Source organism: Alteromonas alvinellae, from assembly GCF_902705805.1.
Genome location: NZ_CACSIH010000018.1, coordinates 19,179 through 40,424 on the forward strand (window position 1 = coordinate 19,179; position 21,246 = coordinate 40,424).

Genomic DNA, 21,246 nt, shown 5'->3' on the forward strand with positions numbered 1-21,246 from the left:
ACCACGTTACGAGGCAGGAGGTGACCTGCTGTCTCGCTTATTTCAATAATCACAGGAGTTTTACATGAATAAATTAATTAAGTTTTTTTCAATTGTAGTCTTGTCAGTTGGACTCCTCGGAGGATGCGCAAGCCAGGTTTATCACGACTACATCATGAGTGGGCAAGTTGTTACAGTCGATGATAAGCAAGCAGTGGTATGTGTATCTGATACGGATGGTTTGAAGGAACATCAAGTTTTTAATGTCTATAGAACTGTCTACGACCCTACAGCAATCTCAGAAGGTGAAAACAGCTATTCACGAGAGTTCGTTGGGAAAATTCGTCTTGGAAAAACTAAGGATAAGCACTTCGCGGAAGCTATTGTGCTGGATGGCGAAATTACGCGTTATGACATGGTCGAGTTTGACCGTGGTTTTTGATTAATATTTTAATTAGGAGTATGCCGTTGTGAATAATAGAGTTTATCACCAACCCTACCGTATAGCGGTTATTGTGACGCTGGTATTAGTGAGTGTCTTATTCACAACCGCGTGCTCAGCAGTACCACAAAGTACTGAGCTAGACAAAAAAAACAATTCATCAGAAACTAAAGAAACTCAGCCTGAGTTAAACGTTGATGACTTCGCTAAAATCCAAACCGCTTTGCGCTCGTTAGACAATTCATTAGCGACCCAGCCAAAAAGCAATGAGAGTGTAAATCCGAGTGATACCAGTGTTTCACTCAATACATCATCAATGCCACTTTCAGCAACAAACACAATGAAAATGGGAAAGAGTAAGAATAAAGGCATGATGCCAATGCGCGGGAAATCGTGCATGGGAATGATGTGCAAAATGATGATGAAAAACAGCTCAATGATGGGTACACCACCTGAACAAAATAAAACACAGATATCTGGTTCTCCATTAAATGAAAGCTTACCCGGTGTCAGTGGAGCGCTGCATTTATACCACGTTGGAGAGCAAGCTTTTTTCTTAAACCACAAAGAGACACTCGAATTGACCGATGGTCAGTACCAAACGCTTCTCACGATCCGAACTGAATGGGAGTCTACTCAACAAAGCTTTACGCTGCAGCGAAGTGCGTTAGAAGCATCGTTGTGGGAATTGACCGCTCAGGGGCTACCTCAATACGACAATATCAAAGACACCATTGCTGAAATAGAAGCCACAAACAGCGCCTTGCGGTTGCAGTTTATTACATCGGTAGGGAAAGCGGTATCAGTATTAACGCCCTCTCAGATCGCTAAGATAAATAGCCTGTGGATGGCCGAACAAACAGGTGAGTTATGAGCATGTGGTGGCCACACACATCATTTTTTCTGCGTTACGCCGTCATTTTGAACGTTATGCTGTTATTCGCAACGACGAGCAGTTACGCACAGCAACAGCCAGAGGATAGTGAGCATGCGAGCCACCATCCTGAAGCTACCAATGATCCCACTGTCAACGCTAATACGGATGTTTTGCCGACTGCTACACAAGGTAAAGGACCGCTGGGCAATGCTGACGCCATGATGGGACCCGGTATGGCAAAAGGCATGGATAAAATGATGGAGAAAATGGGTGCACCCAAACCTAAAGATCTCTATCCCACGCTAATGCGCATGCATTCAGCTACACCCGAACAAAGAGAGACTGTTCTGATTAAAGCAACCGCAAGAATGCAACAAGGAAGTGAGCAACTTGCTACAGGTTTTGATTGGCTTGCCCGCGCAGCTGCCACTGATGACTATTCCCAAATGCAAATGGCTGTTGAAACAGTTAAAGAGGGTATAGCCCATTTTGACAGTGGTCTTGCTGCGAAACGTGCCATACAAGACGGGCAAGAACCACGAAGAGTGGCATTAACCTGGTTCAAGTCACAAATGAATTTGCTTCCCAGTGCGCCGGAAAAAGGTACTTCAACCCTATTTGGTATGACACCGTTTCACAGCGCAGTGATGCTCGTTTTACTCATATTTACAATTGTTATGGTGTATGTGTATGGATTTAAGATGCGCAGAGCTGCCGCGCTGCTCGAAGAGCTTAAGTCTACTGACACCGCAAGCACATCTGCGCCAACGACAAAAGTTTCCTCTGTTGTCGAATCTAATCCGGCTGCCCAGCAGCATGCTTCGGCACCTGCGCAAAGTAGCGAGCCAGCATTGTCATCCACTGCCTCATCGCGCAAGGGCACGTTTAGTGGCGGTATGGTAGTAACCGCGATTTTTAATGAAACCCATGATGTTAAAACGTTACGTCTAGCCAGCCCAGATGGAAAAACCATTCCATTTGATTTCGAACCAGGTCAATTTGTCACGTTCACACTGAACATCGATGGTTTTGAAAAGCCAGTTAAGCGCTCATACACCATTGCATCATCGCCCACTGAACAGTATTACTTTGAAGTTACGATAAAACGAGAGGAGTTCGGTGTGGTTTCTCGTTATATGCATGATGCGGTTGAGGTAGGAAATACGCTTTCAATTAAAGCCCCCGGCGGTAAATTTTATTTCAATGGTCATGGTGCAAACAGCGTTGTGTTGATTTCTGGGGGAGTGGGGATCACACCGATGATGAGCGCTGTCCGCTACTTAACGACGACGTGCTGGGACGGAGATATTTATTTTCTGTTTTGTACGCGAACGTCCAACGACTTTATTTTTGAGCAGGAATTAAAATATCTGCAAGCACGTCACCCTCGGTTAAAAGTACTGGTCAGTATGACTCAAGCAGAGGGTACATCCTGGATGGGTCCCCAAGGCCGCTTCTCATCCGCAATGATAAACGAATTTGTGCCAGATATTGCCTCAAAAACTGCGCATATTTGTGGTCCTCCTGCAATGATGGATGCAACGAAAAAAATGCTAGCCGAATTGGGTATGCCTGACACGCATATTAAAACCGAAGCGTTTGGGGCTGCTAAACCAAAGCCCGCCCCCGTTAAACCTCAATTAGCCACTAACACCAACGCAGGCAACAACAGACAAGTACGGTTTAGTCTTTCAGACGTCGAAGCCCACGCGGGTCCGGATGAGACCGTATTAGACGTCGCTGATGGACTCGATGTAGATATAGAGAATTCATGCAGAGCGGGTTCGTGCGGGAGTTGTAAGGTGAAACTGCTACGTGGTGACGTCGATATGGAGGTTGATGATGGGCTGGAACCTGAAGATAAGATCAGTGGGTATATTCTGGCGTGCCAAGCTATCCCTAAATCTGATGTGGAGGTTGAGGCTTAATGAATTCTCAAGAGCGCACAATTGTAAGCAGCTTGGTTGTCCTAATGATCCTGCTATGGCTCGGTTTTGTATGGCATAGAGACCCAGCATTCCCAGGCAGTTTTATTGGATTTGGCGTGGGTTTAAGCGCTTCGGTATTAATGCTTATCCCATTGGTATACATGATCATTAAGCGTAACAAATCACTTAAGAAAGTCGTGACGAAGCACATCGCTATGCCAACGCTCCTGCGTATACATATCTATGCTGGTGTGCTGGGGCCTATTCTAGCGCTGATCCATAGCGCCCATCGTTTTGATAGTGCTACTGGAGTTTCGCTAGTTATCTTTATGATGGTCGTTGTGATCAGTGGGTTTGTGGGTCGATATGTACTCGGTCTTATTTCATCGAATGTGAAAGAGAAAAAACGCCAAGTAAATGAACTCCACGTTGCGCTTTCTAACGCAAAACAGGCGTTGAAAGACGCAGTCTGTGATGTCAGATATTCGACGTTTGCCCAAACATCCGCACGACATATTCCTTACATTACGTTAAATGTGCCTACTTCAGCACAAAGTAAATTGTTCAAACAAGAAAGCCAGGTTCTGTCCATCATTGATACAATTTCCGATGTTGAGTACAGCATTCTCATTCATGACACCGCGAAGGTGTGGTTTGCTCGTTGGTTAAAATTTCACATCGTGATTTCAATGACACTTTATGTAGTCCTGTTTTTTCACATTTTCAGTGAAGTTTACTTTGGACTGCGCTGGTTATGATGAAATGGATAATAATCGTTCTTGGCTTAGTTGCTGCTGGCTTTGGCGTCAGTCATTTCATTCATATGCCTGAAGATAGCGCACAAATTCCATGGGAAAAAATGGTTGAACCCGGTTCACTCAGTAAGGCACATGCCTTTCTCGCGGATGACTGTTTGAGTTGTCACACACCGGTGAAGGGCGTTGAGCGTGACAAATGTGTGGCGTGTCATGCAAATGATACGCATATCGTAGCGCGTCAACCCACTGCATTTCATACCGACATCAAAGAATGTGCAAGTTGCCATGTAGAGCACAAAGGTGAATCGGCCAATATTTCGCTCATGAGCCATATAGCGTTAGTTGACATTGGTTTCAATATGCTCCCCAACCCAAATGTCCCGTTTGACGAGGGCGCTGCCACCATGGCGTTTTTGGAGAACATACTAGCGAATAAACAAACTCCTGATCCCTTGTTTGTGCACCCTGAGGTCAGTGATAAAGAAGCCTTACTAAATTGTACGCAATGTCACAGCAACGATGATCGCCATTTAGGTCTATTTGGAGAGGATTGCGTGCAGTGTCACAGCACAGACAAATGGTCACTGCCAAAGTTTATTCACCCGTCGAGTCAATCACGTGATTGCAATCAATGTCATGAAGCGCCGCCCAGTCACTATATGCAGCATTTTAAAATGATTTCCGCCAAAGTGGCAGGCGAGCCTAAAGCTAAAGTTGAGGAATGCTATGCCTGTCATCAATCTACGTCCTGGAACGATATTAAGCGTGCCGGATGGTATAAACACCATTAAGGGGTACAAACTGTGATCACAAATTCCATTGCGCTCGCAACCTCGGTGCTGATCGCAATAGTATTGTTTCTGCCTCGCTTACGACAATCTGTCCAATGGCGGGCAACAGTCACACCGTTGGCTTCCATTATTGGTAGCGGCTTTTTGATCATTGCACCACTGCTGCATTCGGTAATGGGGAAATGGGCTCTGCTTGGAATAGTGTTGTTGTCCATTCTGGCATATGCGCTGGGGTCGGTTATTCGCTTCAATATACGCCATGCAGAACCTGAGCTAGCTAGCAATCAACAAAGCAGTATTGTGACGCTTGAAAAAGCAAGTCAATGGGCGCTTGGTGCGGCATATGCCATTTCCGTGGCGTTTTATATTAGTTTGTTTGCAGCGTTTGTTTTTGATCGTTTATCAATCTCTGATACGACGTACATCAAACTGTTTACCAGTGGGTTGCTTGTCATCATTACGGTGGTCGCTTGGCTCCGTGGTGCTAGGGGGCTAGAGACCATTGAGCTATTCGCCGTGACAATAAAGTTGGCTATTATAGTAGGTGTGCTCGCAGCGCTGGCAACCTACGACATACAAGTACAAAGTGCTTGGTTTCAACATGAAGCGATACAGGCATTGAGCCATTTTGAAACTGTTAGCATGCTCGCAGGCATGCTCATGGTAACGCAAGGGTTCGAGACAACCCGTTTTATGGGGAATAACTACACGCCAGAACAGCGCATTAAAGCGAGTCGTTATGCTCAGTGGATCGCTATTTTTCTCTATGTTGTTTTTATCGGTCTAACGTGTCCTATTTTTCTGGATTTTCCGATCACGGAATTAAACGAAACAACGATTAGCTACACCCTAGGGCAAGCAATATGGGTATTGCCGATTTTATTACTGGTTGCCGCCACGGCAAGTCAATTAAGTGCAGCATTAGCCGATACTATCGGTGGCGGAGGCCTCTTAAAAGAGCTTTTCCATTTACCTATCTCCCCGCAATTTTACTACGTTTTAGTCATCGCCATCGCAGGTATATTAGTTTGGTCATCCAACGTATTTGAAATTATTAATCTCGCTTCAAAAGGGTTTGCACTTTATTACCTGATCCAAACAATAATCGCGGTCAAACTCGTGATGCGTCAAAGCACAGGTCAACGCATTAGGTCAACAAAATTACTTGGTCTATCGGTGATCGTTCTCTGTTTATTCTTTGTGATTGGCTGGTCAATTCCAGCACCTCATAGCTAATAAGGAAAATACCGATGCTATCAGTAGAAACTACACCACCAATTGACCAAATCAAAAACGCGGCTAAGCGCTACGCTATCATTGGTGTTGGAAATCTATTGCAGCGAGATGATGGCGTTGGTGTGCACGCGGTTCGTGCTATGCAACCCCTGCTAAAGTCTTATTCAAATGTATCTTGCATTGACGCTGGGACACTGAGCTATGAACTTTTGGAGTGGGTTGCGAGTTCCGATCATACGATAGTCATCGACGCGGCTTATATGCGCTGTCCGCCTGGCACGGTGAGAGTGTTTGAGAACGAGGCAATTGCGGATCAGTTTCAGCAAGCGACGACCCATTCCGTTCACCAGATCACGTTACGCGACACATTGTTGACCAGCCAAACGTTATATTCAAAACCTTCTGCGGTGACGTTAATTGGCGTAGAGCCGGAGGCGATTGAGTGGGGAACCTCTTTGAGTCCAAAGGTAAATGCAGCGTTATCATCGATCATCGATATCGCATTTGCTTGCTTATCAAGCGACGACATTCAGGCCTATAAACCGGCAACCCAAAAGGAGGCACGATGACCGAAGAACTCATTTTTATGACATCCAATGCTGAAAAAACCGGCAACGTAATGCCGCTTTTGCATCAGATACGTCATGCGTTGTCTCAGTTAATTGAACGACAAGAACAAACCACGATTGATCTGCGACGATTGCCTTTAAGCGCTAGCGAAGAAGCGCAGTTAGAAGCTTTTCTTGGGCATGGAGAGGTTAAAGCTGATATTCAGGCGCTGGGTGATACGGTGCTAATCGAATCACGCTACGCAGGCGTTTGGCTTGAAATTCACTATAACGAAGATGTGGAGATCATGGGCAAATACGTTCATATCTGTACCTGTCCACCAATCATAAAATCTCAGCCAGAAGATATGGTGTTATCGCTCAGCAATATAGTGTCTGACATCCATTCGTTGTCTCATCAATCTTCTGATGAAACGGCTAAGGAGGATTGAAATGGCGCTACCAACATTAAACAAGCAGTTACAAGCGTCCGGTATCTCAAGACGCACATTTCTTAAGTTTTGCGCTACAACGGCGTCTTTACTGGCATTGCCGCAAAGCGCTGTTGCCGATTTGGCGACTGCCCTTGGCAATGCGAGAAGACCCTCTGTGATTTGGTTGCCCTTTCAAGAGTGCACAGGGTGTACCGAAGCAATATTGCGCTCTCATGCTCCCACATTGGAAAGCCTTATTTTCGATCATATTTCGTTGGATTATCAGCATACGATAATGGCTGCTGCGGGAGAGCAAGCTGAAGACGCTAGGCGTGCGGCGATGAACGCGCACAAAGGGCAATATTTGTTGTTGGTTGATGGTTCGGTTCCGGTGGGTAACCCAGGATACTCAACGATCAGTGGCATGAGTAATGTCGATATGCTGAGAGAATCGGCAAAAGATGCTGCGGGTATTATTGCCATCGGTACCTGCGCGTCTTTTGGCGGGATCCCTAAAGCAAACCCAAATCCGACGGGGGCAGTGGCAGTAAGCGACATTATTACAGACAAGCCAATCGTAAACATTTCAGGCTGTCCGCCACTGCCTATCGCGATTACAGCTGTGTTGGTTCATTACCTGACGTTTAAGCGTTTCCCTGATCTCGACGAATTACAACGCCCACTCGCTTTTTTTGGTGAAAGCATCCATGACAGATGTTATCGACGCCCATTTTTTGAACAACGTAAATTTGCAAAATCGTTTGATGATGAGGGGGCAAAAAATGGGTGGTGTTTGTTCGAACTTGGTTGTAAAGGGCCCGAAACCTTTAACGCATGTGCAACGGTTAAATGGAATCAAGGCACGAGTTTTCCTATCGAATCTGGCCATCCGTGTCTTGGTTGCTCTGAGCCCGATTTCTGGGATAAAAGCAGCTTTTACCAAGCCTTGGGTCCATGGGAGTGGTACAAATCCAAACCCGGCAAAGGTGCACAGAAGCATGCTGGGAAAAACTCATAAGATAATAGGCAAGGCTCATGGAAAATACAGCAAGTAACAACCGGTTAGTCGTCGATCCTATCACTCGAATTGAAGGGCATCTTCGAATAGAAGCTGAAATGGATGGGAATACCATCAAACAGGCGTTCTCATCAGGCACGTCTGTTCGGGGAATTGAACTGATTTTACAAGGCAGAGATCCGCGTGACGCTTGGGCTTTTGCGCAACGTATCTGTGGCGTCTGCACGCTGGTGCATGGTATGGCATCGGTGCGTGCTGTCGAAGATGCAATTAGAAAAGCTTGGCGGTCAAACGCAAAATTAGGGGTTGCCATTGGAAAGCCCTCCATGACATCTATGCCAAAAGGACCGATGCAACATGGTAAAAAAGGGCACCGACAGTCACGTACTTCAATAGGCGTACTGAGTGAAGCAGAAATGGCTATCCCTCAAAATGCACAACTGATAAGAAACATCATGATTGCAACCCAATATGTGCATGATCACGTGATGCATTTTTATCACTTGCATGCCCTAGATTGGGTTGACGTTGTTTCTGCACTAGATGCAGATCCAACGAGAACCGCTGCGCTCGCCGGTCAATTGAGTGATTATCCTCGTTCATCGCCGGGATATTTCAAAGATATGAAGCAAAAAGTCAAAACGCTGGTTGAGTCTGGGCAGCTAGGGATATTCAGTAACGCGTATTGGGGGCATCCTGGCTATAAACTGCCACCTGAAGTTAACTTGATGGCATTAGCACATTATTTAGATGCGCTAACGTGGCAGCGTGAAGTTGTAAAAGTTCACACCATATTTGGAGGGAAAAACCCTCATCCTAATTTTGTCGTTGGCGGCGTGCCTTCACCGATTAATCTCAATGCGTCAACGGGTATTAACACGAGTCGATTAGTGCAACTACAAGATGCTATCACGCAAATGAAGAGCTTTGTCGATCAGGTGTATTACCCCGATATTGTGGCGATTGCGGGTTATTACAAAGAGTGGGGGACACGAGGGGAAGGGCTGGGTAACTTTCTTACCTATGGAGACTTACCTATGACATCAATGGATGACCCTGATTCTTTCTTGTTTCCACGAGGTGCAATACTTGGTCGAGACTTGAGTAAAGTGCATGACCTTGATCTAGATGATCCCTCTGAAATTCAAGAATTCGTCTCTTCCTCCTGGTATCGATATAGTGGAGGGAACGCAAGTGGTTTACACCCTTTTAATGGACAAACAACACTCGAGTATACTGGTCCGAAACCGCCTTACAAGCACCTAAATGTAGGGGCTGAATATTCATGGTTGAAAAGTCCGCGTTGGAAAGGCCATGCGATGGAGGTGGGACCGCTGGCTCGCGTGCTAATGATGTATGCTAAAAAAGATGCCGCTGCGCAAGACATCGTTAATCGATCTCTTTCTATCTTGGATTTAGAGACCTCTGCACTTTTCTCCACACTCGGTAGGACGCTCGCCAGAGCAGTGGAAACAAAAATTGTGGTTAACCAGCTACAGTCTTGGTATGACCAACTATTGGATAATATCGCAAAGGGCGATACCGATACGTTTAACCCTCTGTATTTTGACCCTACCAATTGGCCAATTAAAGGCCAGGGGGTAGGCGTGATGGAAGCGCCTCGTGGCGCGTTGGGGCATTGGTTGGTCATGCAAAATGGCAAAATTGAGAATTACCAATGTGTCGTGCCTACGACATGGAACGCTGGACCTCGAGATCCCAACTCACAGGCAGGTGCTTATGAAGCCGCTCTGCAAGATAAACATACGCTACATGATCCTGACCAACCTTTAGAGATTTTGCGAACACTTCATAGTTTTGACCCCTGCTTAGCATGTGCCGTGCACGTAATGGACGAAACAGGGGAAGAGCGTTTGCGTCTAAAAGTTCGTTAACCTTACTTGAGGAATATTATGAAAATCAAAAATAGTATTAGAAAGTCAGTTACTTCTTTAATTGCCTTTTTTTACCTGGTGGTAGGTTCACCCGTTAGTTATGCGCACCCGGGTCATCAAGGCGATCATTCACTACTTTTGGGATCGCTGGTGTCAACAATCGTGCTTGTCACCGTTGCGCTGTTTATTTATCGAGCTAGAGCAAGTAGGCCCTATCAACGGGTAAAACAGTAATGTGTCTCGCTATCCCCATGAAAGTCATTGCAATTAAAGGCTTTAACGCAACGTGTGAAGCGAAAGGTGTCTCTCGCGAGGTGAGTTTACATTTAGTGCAAGGGCTAGAGGTCAAAGTTGGCGACTATGTGATGGTACATGTTGGTTATGCTCTCCAAGTGATCACCTATGATGAAGCGCAGGTGACATGGGAGATGCTCGATCAGGTCATTGCTTACGATGCATGAAATTAGTCTTTGCTATAGCTTGCTTGACACAGTCGCTGTTCACCAGCGAGCAAACATGAATAAGTCTGTCAGTCTGGTTCACGTCAAAGTCGGCCCACTGTCAGGTGTTGAGCCTGACTTGCTGCACCATGCGTTCTTGGCGTGTAGAACTCACACCATTGGCGATCAGGCAACGCTTAGAATTGACACAAGCGCTATCAAGATACGCTGTAAATTGTGTGGCGAATTCAGCCGAGTTTCGGTGAATAGTATCCTATGTGCAAGTTGCGGTGCTTGGCAAACCGACCTCATTGAGGGCGATGAATTTATATTGCAACGAATAGAGTTTATCGCACCTGACAATTTTACAGAATCAAAGGAGAGAAAACATGTGCGGTAACTGTGGTTGCGAAACGCAAGTAAAATCAGAGAAAACTGACAAGCCATCAGCAAATATCGTTGAGGTTCACGCAAATTTAAAAAGCAACAATGACAGCCAAGCGATAGCAAACCGTGCTTTATTTGACGCACATAATGTACTAGTGATTAATTTGATGTCATCCCCAGGCAGTGGAAAAACCAGGCTACTCGAAGAAACGATACGTGCGCTTAAGTCGCAATACGCGATGGCGGTGATTGAAGGCGACCTCGAAACTGAAAATGACGCAAATAGAATTAGACGTCATGGTGTGCAGGCGGAGCAAATCGCCACGGGCCAAGGGTGTCACTTGGACGCCAGTATGGTGCAAAAGGTACTTGGAAGATTTAGCTTACAAAAACTAGACGTTTTGTTTATAGAGAATGTTGGCAATTTGATTTGTCCAGCGTGTTTTGATTTAGGACAGCACTTAAACATTATTTTGCTGTCCGTACCAGAAGGTGATGATAAGCCTGAAAAGTACCCAGTGATGTTTCGTGCCGCGGACGTCATGCTTATTTCTAAGACCGATTACTTGCAATTTCACGATGAATTCAATGTACCTCGCGCGATTGAATCATTTCGTAAAGTGGGCAACGATGCGCCCGTTCTCGAAGTGTCTTCATTGAAAAGTCAACATCTAGAGCGTTGGTTTTCTTATTTTACGCACGCCATTACAGCTCATCAGTCTCAGTCGTTACAAAATAGCGGAGTCTAAAGTCTTATGTACAGTGTTGAATCGTTGCTAAGAGACATTAAGAATACCTCGCTTTCAAAACCGTTTCGTATTCTTAATGTTTGCGGTGGCCATGAGCGTGCGATTACGCGCGCTGGATTTAGAACGTTGTTTCAGCACAATATTCATCTGATACCTGGGCCAGGGTGCCCCGTTTGTATTTGCCCCGAAGAGGATATTGCATACGCGATACACTTAGCCATTAACGAAAATGTCGTTATCGTTAGTTTTGGTGACATGCTCCGCGTCCCAGTCGAACACGAAATGGGTGGCTGTAGCTCATTGATAGACGCAAAAAATCAAGGGGCCGATATCCGTCCGATATCTTCTCCTCAAGAAGCGGTATCTATAGCATTGGAAGAACCTCGTAAGGTTATTGTGTTTTTTGCTGTTGGTTTTGAAACGACTATGGCACCGATTGCAGCAACACTGCTTAATGATTTACCCAATAACTTTAAAGTATTATTGTCTGGACGACTTACTTGGCCAGCAGTTGCCCATGTGCTTGAGAGTCAACCGAATACTTTTGATGCACTGATTGCGCCAGGCCACGTTGCGACAATTATGGGTAGTGAAGAATGGCAGTTTGCAATCGACCATCATAATTTGCCTGTCAGTATTGCTGGTTTTCATCCAGAAAGTTTGCTGTTGTCGCTCCAAACGCTGCTCGGTAATTGTTCAAATAAAGTCGTCACACTGAGTAACCGCTATCCCGAAGTGGTAAAGCAAAACGGCAATGCAGCAGCTAAAGCAATAATCAATAAAGCGTTCACTATCGTTGACGCACATTGGCGAGGAATTGGTGTTATTCCTGGTTCTGGATTTTCCTTTGCTTCGAGACTATCGCACCTAGACGCCACAAACGATTATGCGCCAGTCGATTTCCCTTCGCAATGTGCGCAAAACGTTCCTGAAACCACATCGCCCTGTGAAAAAGTGATCCTCGGAAAAATGGCACCTGATGCGTGCCCGTTTTTTGGTCAGGAATGCAAACCAGCATCCCCTAAAGGCGCATGTATGGTGTCTGATGAGGGGGCTTGCCGAATTTGGTATAGCTCTGGTGAGCGCTCGATAACAAATGTTATCAAAAAGGGGAATACGCTAAAGGTGGAGATGAAGTGATGACAACTGCCCGCACATATGTTGCCAATACGAATAAGAGTAAAACTATCGCCTATGAGTTGAACATTACTGGAGTCATCCAGGGGGTTGGGTTCAGACCGTTAGTTTACTGCTTAGCGTATGAAAAAAGTATTGTTGGTTGGGTACAAAACGACTGTGGATGTGTGCGAATACACGCTGAAGGCACTGAGCTAGACGTTGAACAATTTGTATTCGACTTACTGAACAATGGGTCGCTAGTTTCCATATCCTTGCTGGAAAAAAAGCAGGTTAAACTGAGTAATGTAGACTCGTTCACGATAAAAGAAAGCGGTCATGATATAGCGTGCGGGGCGATATCAATCCCCAAAGATGTCTATTTGTGTGGAGCGTGTAAAGCTGAGTTACTGTCAAATACTAACCGACGTGGCACCTATAGCTTTATCGCTTGCAGTAAATGTGGTCCACGATTTTCTATGCTGCGAGCAATGCCATACGACAGAAAGAACATGAGTATGTCAGCATTTCCAATGTGTGAGTTATGTCGTAAAGAATATCAATCGCCAACTGATAGGCGCTTTCATGCTCAACCAATAAGCTGTCGCGTATGCGGGCCTGAAGTATTTTGTTCAACTGTCGGCGGGCGCGTGGTCTCGCAAGGCGATGTTGATGTTGTAGCAACGGTTGTCGCGTATTTGAATCAAGGCAAAATTGTCGCGTTAAAAAGTATAGGCGGTTATCACTTGCTCTGTGACGCACAAAGCACTGAAGCGGTAGACCTTTTACGCCAGCGTAAAAATAGACCAGATAAACCTTTCGCGGTCATGCTCCCAGAGCCTCGTGCAGACGAAACAAGTGAGGATTGGTTAGATAAATGCGTTGCTGTAGACAGTCATCAAAGAGCGCTCTTACTAAGCCCCGTGCGACCCATTTTACTTGCAAAAAAGCAATCGAATGTACCCATTGCAGATAACGTAGCGCCCATGCTTCGTGATTTGGGGGTGATGTTGCCGTGCAGCGGACTGCATTTACTCATTATGCAGCAATTCAATCGCCCCATGGTGGCTACGTCAGGAAATATTTACGGTGAACCGATGGTCACATCGACGTCATCGGCACAGCAACACCTTTCGATGTTGGCAGACATCTTCGTGCACCATAATCGAGACATTTTTCACAAACTGGATGATTCTGTGCTGCGAACGCTTAAGTCAGGCACCATTCCAATTCGCCTGGGGCGGGGTATAAGTCCGATAGAATTATCATTGCCATATACTGTGCAGGAACCAATGCTTGCTGTTGGCGCGAATCAGAAAAATACAGTCGCAATAGCTTTGAACAATCGACTTATCGTAACACCGCATATTGGCGACCTCGATTCTCCGATAATGCAAGCGCACTTTGAAAAATGTATCAGTGACTTTCAAGCTCTCTATCATGTTCATCCACAGCGTATTCTTTGCGATAGCCATCCTGGCTATATCAGTTCCCGTTGGGCCAAAGGCAGTGAACTACCGACTACTAAAGTTTTACATCACCACGCTCATGCATCAGCGTGGGCATTAGCTGCTGAAATATCGACACCAAGCTTGGTTTTCGTGTGGGATGGAACGGGATTAGGCGAGAATGGCGAGATGTGGGGAGGGGAAGTTTTTTGTGGGACGCCGGGCAATTGGAAACGTGTTGCCTCATTAGCGCCTATGAAGTTGCAAGGCGGCAACAAGGTTCCAAATCAACCATGGCGAAGTGCAGCATCACTAGTGTGGGGTACTAATTTCACCGGCATTGATTTTAAACCATTTGATCCACAACAATTAAGCTACAACGCATGGCAAAACGAACTCAATTGTCATGTTAGTAGTTCAATGGGAAGACTGTTCGACGCGGCGGCATTTGCCTGCTGTGAACAGAGCGAAGTCTCTTATGAAGGGCAGGCGCCGATGATGTTGGAAAGCGTTGCGTCGACGCCCTCTAAGGTTATGCCGTTAACGTTGGTCCAGAAAAACGACGAATTTATTCAAATGGATTGGCGAACACTGGTACCGGAACTATTTGATTTCAAAGTGTCTCCTCAAACTCGTGCTGCAAATTTCCACGCTTCGTTAATTGAAACGGTATGGGAGGTAACCCTACATTGCCGTAAAAAGTTTAATTTTGACCACATTGGATTGGCAGGAGGCGTCTTCCAAAATCGCATTTTGTGTGACGGTATATCACAACGGTTTTTACAATCAGACATTCCTGTGGTTATTCCAAGTAGTTTGCCATTAAACGATGCCGCAATAAGTGTTGGGCAAATCCACGAATACTGTTCACGGAGGTCATAATGAAAAGCGCAGAGGGCAATAATCATTCATCATCAGAGCCGTTGGGCACGGAATCTATTCAATTAGCTCAGGGGAACGGCGGAACACTGACAAAAAGACTCATTGATCATGTTTTTAAAAATAAAGCGAACAAAGATCTAGATCTGCTTCATGATGCCGCCACAGTAACTTTTGATGGTCCTTATCTGAGTATAACAACGGATAGCTTCGTTGTATCCCCCCCAACATTTCCAGGCGGCAATGTAGGCGCGTTGAGTGTTTACGGTACCGTCAATGATTTAGCAGTCGTTGGGGCAACACCACGGTACATCAGTACTGCATTTATTATTGAAGAAGGCTTTTCCCTTTCAACATTGAAACAAATCGTTAATGGAATGCATCAAGCTGCCGAAGAAACGAAGGTCGCCATTGTAACAGGTGATACGAAAGTTGTCCCGAAAGGCAGTGGTGGCGGCGTTTTTATCAATACAACGGGTGTTGGAGACAGCCGAGATGCGCCGATTTGGGATACCAGTCTTATAAAGGCAGGCGATCATGTACTGGTTAGTGGTTCTGTAGGTGATCACGGTGCGTGTGTCCTGCTTGCTCGCGAGGACTATGGTTTGCAAGGTCAGCTAAAGTCTGATTGTGGAAGCGTTGTTCCTCTTATTGATCCAATCAAGCATTTGGAAGGTGTTCGTTTTGTGCGTGACCCAACTCGTGGAGGGTTGTCAGTATTACTCCATGACGTTGCTAATGAAACAGGCTTCGATATCGAGTTAATTGAAAATAATATTCCGGTGCGACCTGAAGTGGCAAGCGTGTGTGAAATATTAGGCTTTGATCCGTTTGTTTTAGCGTGTGAGGGACGCATTGTTGCTGTTGTTGCCCCTGACATAAGCGGTAAGGTGCTAGAACACTGGCGGAGCATTCGAAACGGGGAGCAGGCCGAACACATTGGTGTAATAGTAAAAAACACCGAATCAAAAGGGCGCGTGACCATTGTTACGCCAATGGGAGGAAGACGTTTCATGAATGAACTCGAAGATGAGCCGCTTCCAAGGATCTGCTGAAAGAATAGGTGTTGACCTGTGAGCAACACATAGGTTTACCCTAGTAACGTGAGAGTAGAACATAGGATTAAAGGCGTGCTTAACCGCATATCTATGTTGATAAAAGAGGAGCGTTAAAATGCGCGTTAAACAAATTGCAGATGCACTAGAGATTAGCGCGGACAGCGTACGGTATTACACGCGCATTGGTTTTTTGGTGCCAAGTAAATCGCACAATGGTTACAAGTATTACAGGCCCGCTGATGTGACACGACTACGGTTTATTTTAAGCGCGCGTTCATTAGGTTTCTCTATCAATGATATTAAGGAAATTCTGTTCACGTCATCACAAACCAACGCGCCATGCCCGACGGTTCGGCGCCTTATTGAACAAAGGTTGAAAGAAACTGAACAGCGGTATCAGGACATGCATGAGCTAAGACTGCGCATGCGAAAAGCAATCTCAGAATGGGAAAATACACCGGATCAGCATCCAACGGCCGATACGATTTGCCATTTGATTGAAGGTTTCACATCACTTAAATCATAACATTATTTAGAGAGGGAGTGGCTCATGAATTCAAAAACGGACGATGCGAAAATTCATTCGTGTTGTGGCGGTGACAAAAAAGTATCAACCGCTAGTAAGGCGGTCGAGAGTGAAACACATACTGAGCAAGTCTCTGCGTCTTCGGGTGAGCTACAACTCAATATCCAAGGTGCAAGTTGCGCCAGTTGTGTGACTAAAATTGAAGCGGCCTTAAAACAGGTCTCGGGTGTCACCAATGCTGAGATGAATTTTGCTGAACGCTCGGTGTTGGTGATGGGCAGTTCATCCTCCCACGCATTGATTAAGGCGGTAGAGCAAGCTGGGTATAACGCAACATTAGCGAATACGGATTCAGATGAGGCTGCCATTGAAGAAAAGGAACAGGCGGACTGGGCATATTATAAAAAACTAATGCGAGACATGGTCATTGCATTATCTCTGGGTGTGCCACTGATGCTTTATGGCTTGGTGACGGGGGAAATGAGCGTCAACACGACCACTGAGCGGATCGTGTGGTTGATTGTAGGGATCATGACATTGGGTGTTATGGTGTTTTCTGGTCGGCATTTTTATGTAGGTGCTTGGAACTCCTTTAAAAATCACGCCGCGAACATGGATACTTTGATTGCATTGGGGACAGGAACAGCCTGGTTGTACTCTATGGTCGTTGTGTTTTTCCCCGGATATGTGCCTGAAATGGCGCGGCATGTCTATTTTGAAGCAACAGCCATGATAATTGGTCTCATTAATTTAGGCTTAGCGCTTGAGATAAAAGCACGCGGTAAAACGTCCGAGGCAATTAAACGACTGATTGGTTTACAAGCCAAAACAGCTCGCGTCATTCGTGATGGGCATGATATAGATATTCCGATTGAAGATGTTCTGCTAAATGATCTTATCCGGGTTCGCCCTGGGGAGCGCATCTCTGTTGATGGCTTAGTTGTCGAGGGCCAGACAAGTATTGATGAATCAATGCTAACGGGTGAACCCATGCCCATAGAAAAACGAAAAGACGATGAGGTCGTTGCCGGCACGATAAACAAATCAGGCTCTATCGTCTTTCGAGCAGAGCGCGTGGGAAAAGATACCGCGCTTGCTCAAATTATTAACATGGTAAAACGCGCACAAAATTCTAAACCGCCTATTGGTCGATTAGCTGATATGATTTCCGCCTATTTTGTACCGGTCGTCATGATCATTGCCGTGATCAGTGCGCTGGCCTGGCTGAATTATGGCCCATCTCCTGAAGTAGCTTTTGCAATCGTTTCTGCGACCACAGTACTGATTATTGCCTGCCCTTGCGCCTTGGGTTTGGCCACACCGATGTCGGTGATGGTCGGTGTGGGAAAGGCGGCTGAAGCGGGGGTTCTTATCCGAAACGGCGAAGCGCTGCAATCTGCATCAAAAATAACCACTATGGTTCTAGATAAAACAGGCACTATTACTGAGGGGGCCCCTAAAGTAACAGATGTCGTTATAGTTTCAGATCATAGTCACAACGATGTGCTTTCTTTGGCGGCTAGCCTTGAGTCTGGTTCTGAGCATCCACTTGCCATGGCGATCGTTGAATCTGCAAAGGAGCAAGGTGTGCCGATCCATTCCGTTACTGATTTTCAGTCCATTGCGGGGAAGGGGGTTGAAGCCATGCTAAATTCTCAACGCCTGCTATTTGGAAATGAAAAATTGATGATAGACCAAGGGATCGAGCTTCATCATTACATCGACAAAGCGCAGAGGTTAGCAGCGGATGCAAAGACCCCTATGTATTTTGCTATTGATTCTACATTAGTTGCCGTAATTGCCGTCGCTGACCCAATAAAATCTGACTCAATAGATGCGATAAAGCGGCTACAGCATAACGGGATACGAGTTGTGATGTTAACCGGGGATAATCGACTGACCGCAAAAGCCGTCGCCCGAAAAGCGGGGATTGCAGATTACGTTGCCGAAGTGATGCCGGAAGATAAGGCAAACAAAATACTTGAGCTTCAACGTGAAGGCGAAATTGTGGGTATGACCGGTGATGGCATAAATGACGCACCGGCCCTTGCTCATGCCAACGTCGGCTTTGCGATTGGGACTGGGACTGATGTAGCGATCGAAAGTGCGGATATAACGTTGATGCGCGGCTCCCTACATGGGTTAGCGGATGCAATTGCCGTGAGCAAAGCAACACTGCGTAACATCAAGCAAAACCTCTTTGGCGCATTTATTTATAATGTCGCCGGAATACCATTTGCGGCAGGCGTCTTTTATCCATTCTTAGGGATACTGCTTAACCCAGTCATTGCTGGTGCAGCGATGGCATTCTCATCACTAACGGTGGTGACCAATGCTAACCGATTACGTCTATTTAAAGCGAAAGAGCACTAGGAGTACACAATGATGATATGGATTAATTTAGCAGGGCTTATCCTGATTGGGCTTATTGTTTGGTGGTTTTGGCTTTACAAAGCACAATCAACCCAGATAAAAGACGGCAGTATCAAAGTCCTTGTAAAAGACGGCGTGTATCAGCCTGCCAATATCACGGTGCCGGCGCATCAGTCCGTTCAGCTTATGTTCGTCAGAGAAGATGCAACGCCCTGTGCAGAAACGTTATTGATCCCGGAGTTGGATATCAATGAAACATTAGCGCTTAACAAGCGAGTGACGGTCACTATTCCTGCTTCCAGTGCCGGCGTTTACCCATTTCATTGTCAGATGCAAATGTATCGTGGCACGTTGGTGATCAAGTGATTAAACGCTTTTTATTAGCGTAAAAGATACCAAAGCGAGGTGTATTATGAGTAAACAAAAAGTCCCCTTTTGGCGCACCCCCAGTGGTTGGTCTGCCATAGGCCTTATTACCGCCGCGAGCTACTTCTTGCTGGTTGAGCATGGTGAGCATGTGTTTCCGTATTTACCTTACTTGATCTTGTTGTTGTGCCTTGTCATGCACATTTTTATGCACGGCAGTCATGGCAAAGGACATGAAACACATGAGCACACCGAAAAAACATTTAAAGAACAAACCGAGGACAATGAGCAATATCGAAAAGGCTATATCGAAGGGTTAGAGCAGGCCCGTAAAGGAAAACATAAAACGGAGAATAATAATGCACGGTGATTCTGATTATGGGCTCTGGGCACTAGTCATTATAAACTCAGCCATTTTTATCTTTTTTGCGTTTAGTTTTATCAAGCCGAAGTCGAAAACAGATTGGCGAAGCCTAGGTGTATTTTCCGCTTTTATCGTGGCCTTATTTACCGAAATGTATGGTTTCCCCCTGACAATATATTTTTTGTCAGGGTGGTTAGCGGAAAGTTATCCAGGGGTAGACTTTTTAGCGCATGAAAATGGTCACTTGTGGCATACTTTGCTAGGGCTATCCGGCGATGCTCACTGGGATATTTTACACATCTTAAGTAATGTCATCATCATTTTAGGTTTCTTTTTACTATCCGCTTCTTGGAGTGTCCTACACCACGCGCAAAAATCGCATAGTTTAGCCACTACTGGATGGTACGCTCGCTGCCGGCATCCTCAATATGTTGCATTTATACTGATCATGTTTGGCTTTTTGTTGCAATGGCCAACACTGCCAACCTTACTTATGTTTCCAATTCTTATTGTCGTTTATGCTCGACTCGCCACGCGAGAAGAGCAGCAAGCTGAATCCGAGTTTGGTGATAGCTACAGACACTATAAACAAACGACGCCAGGTTGGTTTCCCCGTATGGGTATTTCAAACGTTTCAAGCACTAATTAAGGATTACAAAATGAACAAAGTACTACTGTCATTACTGTTTGTTGGAGGGGTGTTACCCGCGACATTTGCTGCTGCTCAAACGTCGATGAGTGCGGATGATATGCTTCGAAGTAATGAGCATGTCATGGATGCACTAATGCAACGCATACAACGGATCAACGACGTCTCTGATAGGCAAACTCTCATCGTTGAGCATATGAAAATGATGGAAATTTATTTAACGAATATTGAGAAGAGACTCCAAAGTGAAACAGACCTGCAACACAAAGCACATCTGGAAGAAACGTACACAAATGGCCTTCAACGAAGTCTCGTTCTTATCGACAGCGGTTTAGCAGGGGGCGACTTTGTAGTCATGGGAAATTCGGTAGACGAACATTTGTTTTATCTTGAACAAAGAATGTCAATTTTACAATCGTTAATGAAGCAGCAGCTCGGTGCCAATAGTGTTTTAAATAATTAAAGAAATGACGAACATAAACAAGTTAACAATCGATTTATAGGAGGAAAAGATGAGCGATCTAGATCACAGAGTCGGTGTATCAGAGGCAAATTTAGTCGTACGGCATTTAAAGTTGGTTGGTATTACCGAAGATAACATAGAAGCAATTATTGCTGGCATTGATGGGACCTTTGGAATCGATGCAGTTTCATTTGAGGACGCCAAAAGTACCCTGCATATAGGCTACGATGCAACCCACTGCAATTTAGATGGCATTGAGACAATCATTCGTGACAACGGGGCAGACATTTCGGACGACTTTTGGACAAAAATGAAAGAAGGCTATTACCAATTCGTTGACGAAAACATTCGTGAAAATGCAAAACACAAACCCTGGAGTTGCCACCGTGTTCCTCCTGGGCAAACCCATAAAAAGTAATTGTTTCAATAGCAACGATCAGACTTACGTTACGCCTGATCGTACAGCCATAACAAACAAAAACAGGACAACACAGCGGCGTTTTTCAAGGTAGTTGTCGCCTG

24 protein-coding genes are annotated in these 21,246 nt (G+C 45.5%); all 24 read left to right on the forward strand.

The window, feature by feature from the left end; translation table 11 throughout:
• The first annotated feature begins 64 nt into the window (after window positions 1–64).
• Window positions 65–421 carry a hypothetical protein gene (locus ACX5KA_RS01300; RefSeq protein WP_012516849.1) on the forward strand — a complete coding sequence of 119 codons (357 nt, stop codon included), beginning with the start codon at window positions 65–67 and terminating at the stop codon, window positions 419–421.
• 28 nt (window positions 422–449) lie between these two features.
• Window positions 450–1,295 carry a hypothetical protein gene (locus tag ACX5KA_RS01305; protein ID WP_458730258.1) on the forward strand — a complete coding sequence of 282 codons (846 nt, stop codon included), beginning with the start codon at window positions 450–452 and terminating at the stop codon, window positions 1,293–1,295.
• Entirely contained in the window at window positions 1,292–3,226 is a 1,935-nt protein-coding gene (locus ACX5KA_RS01310; protein ID WP_012516851.1) for a 2Fe-2S iron-sulfur cluster-binding protein, read from the forward strand. The genes ACX5KA_RS01305 and ACX5KA_RS01310 overlap by 4 nt, the downstream gene beginning before the upstream one ends.
• On the forward strand, window positions 3,226–3,984 hold the full coding sequence (locus tag ACX5KA_RS01315) for a hypothetical protein (RefSeq protein WP_012516852.1): 759 nt from the start codon (window positions 3,226–3,228) through the stop codon (window positions 3,982–3,984). Before ACX5KA_RS01310 ends, ACX5KA_RS01315 begins: the two co-directional genes overlap by 1 nt.
• Window positions 3,981–4,775 (forward strand): cytochrome c3 family protein, encoded by a 795-nt coding sequence (locus ACX5KA_RS01320; protein WP_012516853.1) that lies wholly within the window; start codon window positions 3,981–3,983, stop codon window positions 4,773–4,775. Before ACX5KA_RS01315 ends, ACX5KA_RS01320 begins: the two co-directional genes overlap by 4 nt.
• Before the next feature lie 12 nt (window positions 4,776–4,787).
• Entirely contained in the window at window positions 4,788–6,011 is a 1,224-nt protein-coding gene (locus ACX5KA_RS01325) for a hypothetical protein (RefSeq protein ID WP_023559481.1), read from the forward strand.
• A 14-nt stretch (window positions 6,012–6,025) separates the two neighbouring features.
• A complete protein-coding gene (locus ACX5KA_RS01330; protein ID WP_458730259.1) occupies window positions 6,026–6,580 on the forward strand; it encodes a HyaD/HybD family hydrogenase maturation endopeptidase in 555 nt (184 codons plus the stop codon).
• A complete protein-coding gene (locus ACX5KA_RS01335; RefSeq protein WP_006991848.1) occupies window positions 6,577–7,011 on the forward strand; it encodes a hydrogenase expression/formation C-terminal domain-containing protein in 435 nt (144 codons plus the stop codon). The genes ACX5KA_RS01330 and ACX5KA_RS01335 overlap by 4 nt, the downstream gene beginning before the upstream one ends.
• 1 nt (window position 7,012) lies before the next feature.
• Window positions 7,013–8,011, forward strand: coding sequence for a hydrogenase small subunit (locus ACX5KA_RS01340; protein WP_012516857.1), 999 nt, complete (start codon window positions 7,013–7,015; stop codon window positions 8,009–8,011).
• Between the two features lie 17 nt (window positions 8,012–8,028).
• On the forward strand, window positions 8,029–9,906 hold the full coding sequence (locus tag ACX5KA_RS01345) for a nickel-dependent hydrogenase large subunit (protein ID WP_044055662.1): 1,878 nt from the start codon (window positions 8,029–8,031) through the stop codon (window positions 9,904–9,906).
• An 18-nt stretch (window positions 9,907–9,924) separates the two neighbouring features.
• Window positions 9,925–10,140, forward strand: coding sequence for a hypothetical protein (locus ACX5KA_RS01350; protein ID WP_012516859.1), 216 nt, complete (start codon window positions 9,925–9,927; stop codon window positions 10,138–10,140).
• Window positions 10,140–10,367, forward strand: coding sequence for a HypC/HybG/HupF family hydrogenase formation chaperone (locus ACX5KA_RS01355; RefSeq protein ID WP_012516860.1), 228 nt, complete (start codon window positions 10,140–10,142; stop codon window positions 10,365–10,367). Before ACX5KA_RS01350 ends, ACX5KA_RS01355 begins: the two co-directional genes overlap by 1 nt.
• Window positions 10,360–10,746, forward strand: a complete 387-nt coding sequence (locus tag ACX5KA_RS01360; RefSeq protein ID WP_012516861.1) for a hydrogenase maturation nickel metallochaperone HypA/HybF — start codon at window positions 10,360–10,362, stop codon at window positions 10,744–10,746. The genes ACX5KA_RS01355 and ACX5KA_RS01360 overlap by 8 nt, the downstream gene beginning before the upstream one ends.
• Entirely contained in the window at window positions 10,736–11,482 is a 747-nt protein-coding gene (gene hypB / locus ACX5KA_RS01365) for a hydrogenase nickel incorporation protein HypB (protein ID WP_020742696.1), read from the forward strand. Before ACX5KA_RS01360 ends, hypB begins: the two co-directional genes overlap by 11 nt.
• A gap of 6 nt (window positions 11,483–11,488) precedes the next feature.
• Complete coding sequence (hypD, locus tag ACX5KA_RS01370; RefSeq protein ID WP_012516863.1) at window positions 11,489–12,622, forward strand: hydrogenase formation protein HypD; 1,134 nt, start codon at window positions 11,489–11,491, stop codon at window positions 12,620–12,622.
• Complete coding sequence (gene hypF, locus ACX5KA_RS01375; RefSeq protein ID WP_012516864.1) at window positions 12,622–14,928, forward strand: carbamoyltransferase HypF; 2,307 nt, start codon at window positions 12,622–12,624, stop codon at window positions 14,926–14,928. Before hypD ends, hypF begins: the two co-directional genes overlap by 1 nt.
• A complete protein-coding gene (hypE, locus tag ACX5KA_RS01380) occupies window positions 14,928–15,980 on the forward strand; it encodes a hydrogenase expression/formation protein HypE (protein ID WP_012516865.1) in 1,053 nt (350 codons plus the stop codon). The genes hypF and hypE overlap by 1 nt, the downstream gene beginning before the upstream one ends.
• A gap of 118 nt (window positions 15,981–16,098) precedes the next feature.
• Window positions 16,099–16,509, forward strand: coding sequence for a MerR family transcriptional regulator (locus tag ACX5KA_RS01385; RefSeq protein WP_012516866.1), 411 nt, complete (start codon window positions 16,099–16,101; stop codon window positions 16,507–16,509).
• A gap of 24 nt (window positions 16,510–16,533) precedes the next feature.
• Entirely contained in the window at window positions 16,534–18,882 is a 2,349-nt protein-coding gene (locus tag ACX5KA_RS01390; protein WP_170826532.1) for a heavy metal translocating P-type ATPase, read from the forward strand.
• 9 nt (window positions 18,883–18,891) lie between these two features.
• Window positions 18,892–19,248 carry a cupredoxin domain-containing protein gene (locus ACX5KA_RS01395; protein ID WP_012516868.1) on the forward strand — a complete coding sequence of 119 codons (357 nt, stop codon included), beginning with the start codon at window positions 18,892–18,894 and terminating at the stop codon, window positions 19,246–19,248.
• Between the two features lie 46 nt (window positions 19,249–19,294).
• A complete protein-coding gene (locus ACX5KA_RS01400; protein WP_014997005.1) occupies window positions 19,295–19,618 on the forward strand; it encodes a DUF2933 domain-containing protein in 324 nt (107 codons plus the stop codon).
• A complete protein-coding gene (locus tag ACX5KA_RS01405) occupies window positions 19,608–20,261 on the forward strand; it encodes a methyltransferase family protein (protein WP_014997006.1) in 654 nt (217 codons plus the stop codon). The genes ACX5KA_RS01400 and ACX5KA_RS01405 overlap by 11 nt, the downstream gene beginning before the upstream one ends.
• A gap of 10 nt (window positions 20,262–20,271) precedes the next feature.
• A complete protein-coding gene (locus ACX5KA_RS01410; protein ID WP_458730260.1) occupies window positions 20,272–20,724 on the forward strand; it encodes a hypothetical protein in 453 nt (150 codons plus the stop codon).
• 49 nt (window positions 20,725–20,773) lie between these two features.
• The gene (locus ACX5KA_RS01415) at window positions 20,774–21,142 is read left to right on the forward strand and encodes a hypothetical protein (protein ID WP_012516876.1); all 369 of its coding nucleotides are present in this window, start codon (window positions 20,774–20,776) and stop codon (window positions 21,140–21,142) included.
• The last annotated feature ends 104 nt before the right edge of the window (window positions 21,143–21,246 follow it).

Excerpts from the sequence above, each read along its gene's own strand:
- ACX5KA_RS01300 (WP_012516849.1), top strand. The coding sequence starts at position 65 with ATGAATAAATTAATTAAGTTTTTTTCAATTGTAGTCTTGTCAGTTGGA.
- ACX5KA_RS01310 (WP_012516851.1), top strand. The coding sequence starts at position 1,292 with ATGAGCATGTGGTGGCCACACACATCATTTTTTCTGCGTTACGCCGTC.
- ACX5KA_RS01315 (WP_012516852.1), top strand. The coding sequence starts at position 3,226 with ATGAATTCTCAAGAGCGCACAATTGTAAGCAGCTTGGTTGTCCTAATG.
- ACX5KA_RS01320 (WP_012516853.1), top strand. The coding sequence starts at position 3,981 with ATGATGAAATGGATAATAATCGTTCTTGGCTTAGTTGCTGCTGGCTTT.
- ACX5KA_RS01330 (WP_458730259.1), top strand. The coding sequence starts at position 6,026 with ATGCTATCAGTAGAAACTACACCACCAATTGACCAAATCAAAAACGCG.
- ACX5KA_RS01335 (WP_006991848.1), top strand. The coding sequence starts at position 6,577 with ATGACCGAAGAACTCATTTTTATGACATCCAATGCTGAAAAAACCGGC.
- ACX5KA_RS01340 (WP_012516857.1), top strand. The coding sequence starts at position 7,013 with ATGGCGCTACCAACATTAAACAAGCAGTTACAAGCGTCCGGTATCTCA.
- ACX5KA_RS01345 (WP_044055662.1), top strand. The coding sequence starts at position 8,029 with ATGGAAAATACAGCAAGTAACAACCGGTTAGTCGTCGATCCTATCACT.
- ACX5KA_RS01350 (WP_012516859.1), top strand. The coding sequence starts at position 9,925 with ATGAAAATCAAAAATAGTATTAGAAAGTCAGTTACTTCTTTAATTGCC.
- ACX5KA_RS01355 (WP_012516860.1), top strand. The coding sequence starts at position 10,140 with ATGTGTCTCGCTATCCCCATGAAAGTCATTGCAATTAAAGGCTTTAAC.
- ACX5KA_RS01360 (WP_012516861.1), top strand. The coding sequence starts at position 10,360 with ATGCATGAAATTAGTCTTTGCTATAGCTTGCTTGACACAGTCGCTGTT.
- hypB (WP_020742696.1), top strand. The coding sequence starts at position 10,736 with ATGTGCGGTAACTGTGGTTGCGAAACGCAAGTAAAATCAGAGAAAACT.
- hypD (WP_012516863.1), top strand. The coding sequence starts at position 11,489 with ATGTACAGTGTTGAATCGTTGCTAAGAGACATTAAGAATACCTCGCTT.
- hypF (WP_012516864.1), top strand. The coding sequence starts at position 12,622 with ATGACAACTGCCCGCACATATGTTGCCAATACGAATAAGAGTAAAACT.
- hypE (WP_012516865.1), top strand. The coding sequence starts at position 14,928 with ATGAAAAGCGCAGAGGGCAATAATCATTCATCATCAGAGCCGTTGGGC.
- ACX5KA_RS01385 (WP_012516866.1), top strand. The coding sequence starts at position 16,099 with ATGCGCGTTAAACAAATTGCAGATGCACTAGAGATTAGCGCGGACAGC.
- ACX5KA_RS01390 (WP_170826532.1), top strand. The coding sequence starts at position 16,534 with ATGAATTCAAAAACGGACGATGCGAAAATTCATTCGTGTTGTGGCGGT.
- ACX5KA_RS01395 (WP_012516868.1), top strand. The coding sequence starts at position 18,892 with ATGATGATATGGATTAATTTAGCAGGGCTTATCCTGATTGGGCTTATT.
- ACX5KA_RS01400 (WP_014997005.1), top strand. The coding sequence starts at position 19,295 with ATGAGTAAACAAAAAGTCCCCTTTTGGCGCACCCCCAGTGGTTGGTCT.
- ACX5KA_RS01405 (WP_014997006.1), top strand. The coding sequence starts at position 19,608 with ATGCACGGTGATTCTGATTATGGGCTCTGGGCACTAGTCATTATAAAC.
- ACX5KA_RS01410 (WP_458730260.1), top strand. The coding sequence starts at position 20,272 with ATGAACAAAGTACTACTGTCATTACTGTTTGTTGGAGGGGTGTTACCC.
- ACX5KA_RS01415 (WP_012516876.1), top strand. The coding sequence starts at position 20,774 with ATGAGCGATCTAGATCACAGAGTCGGTGTATCAGAGGCAAATTTAGTC.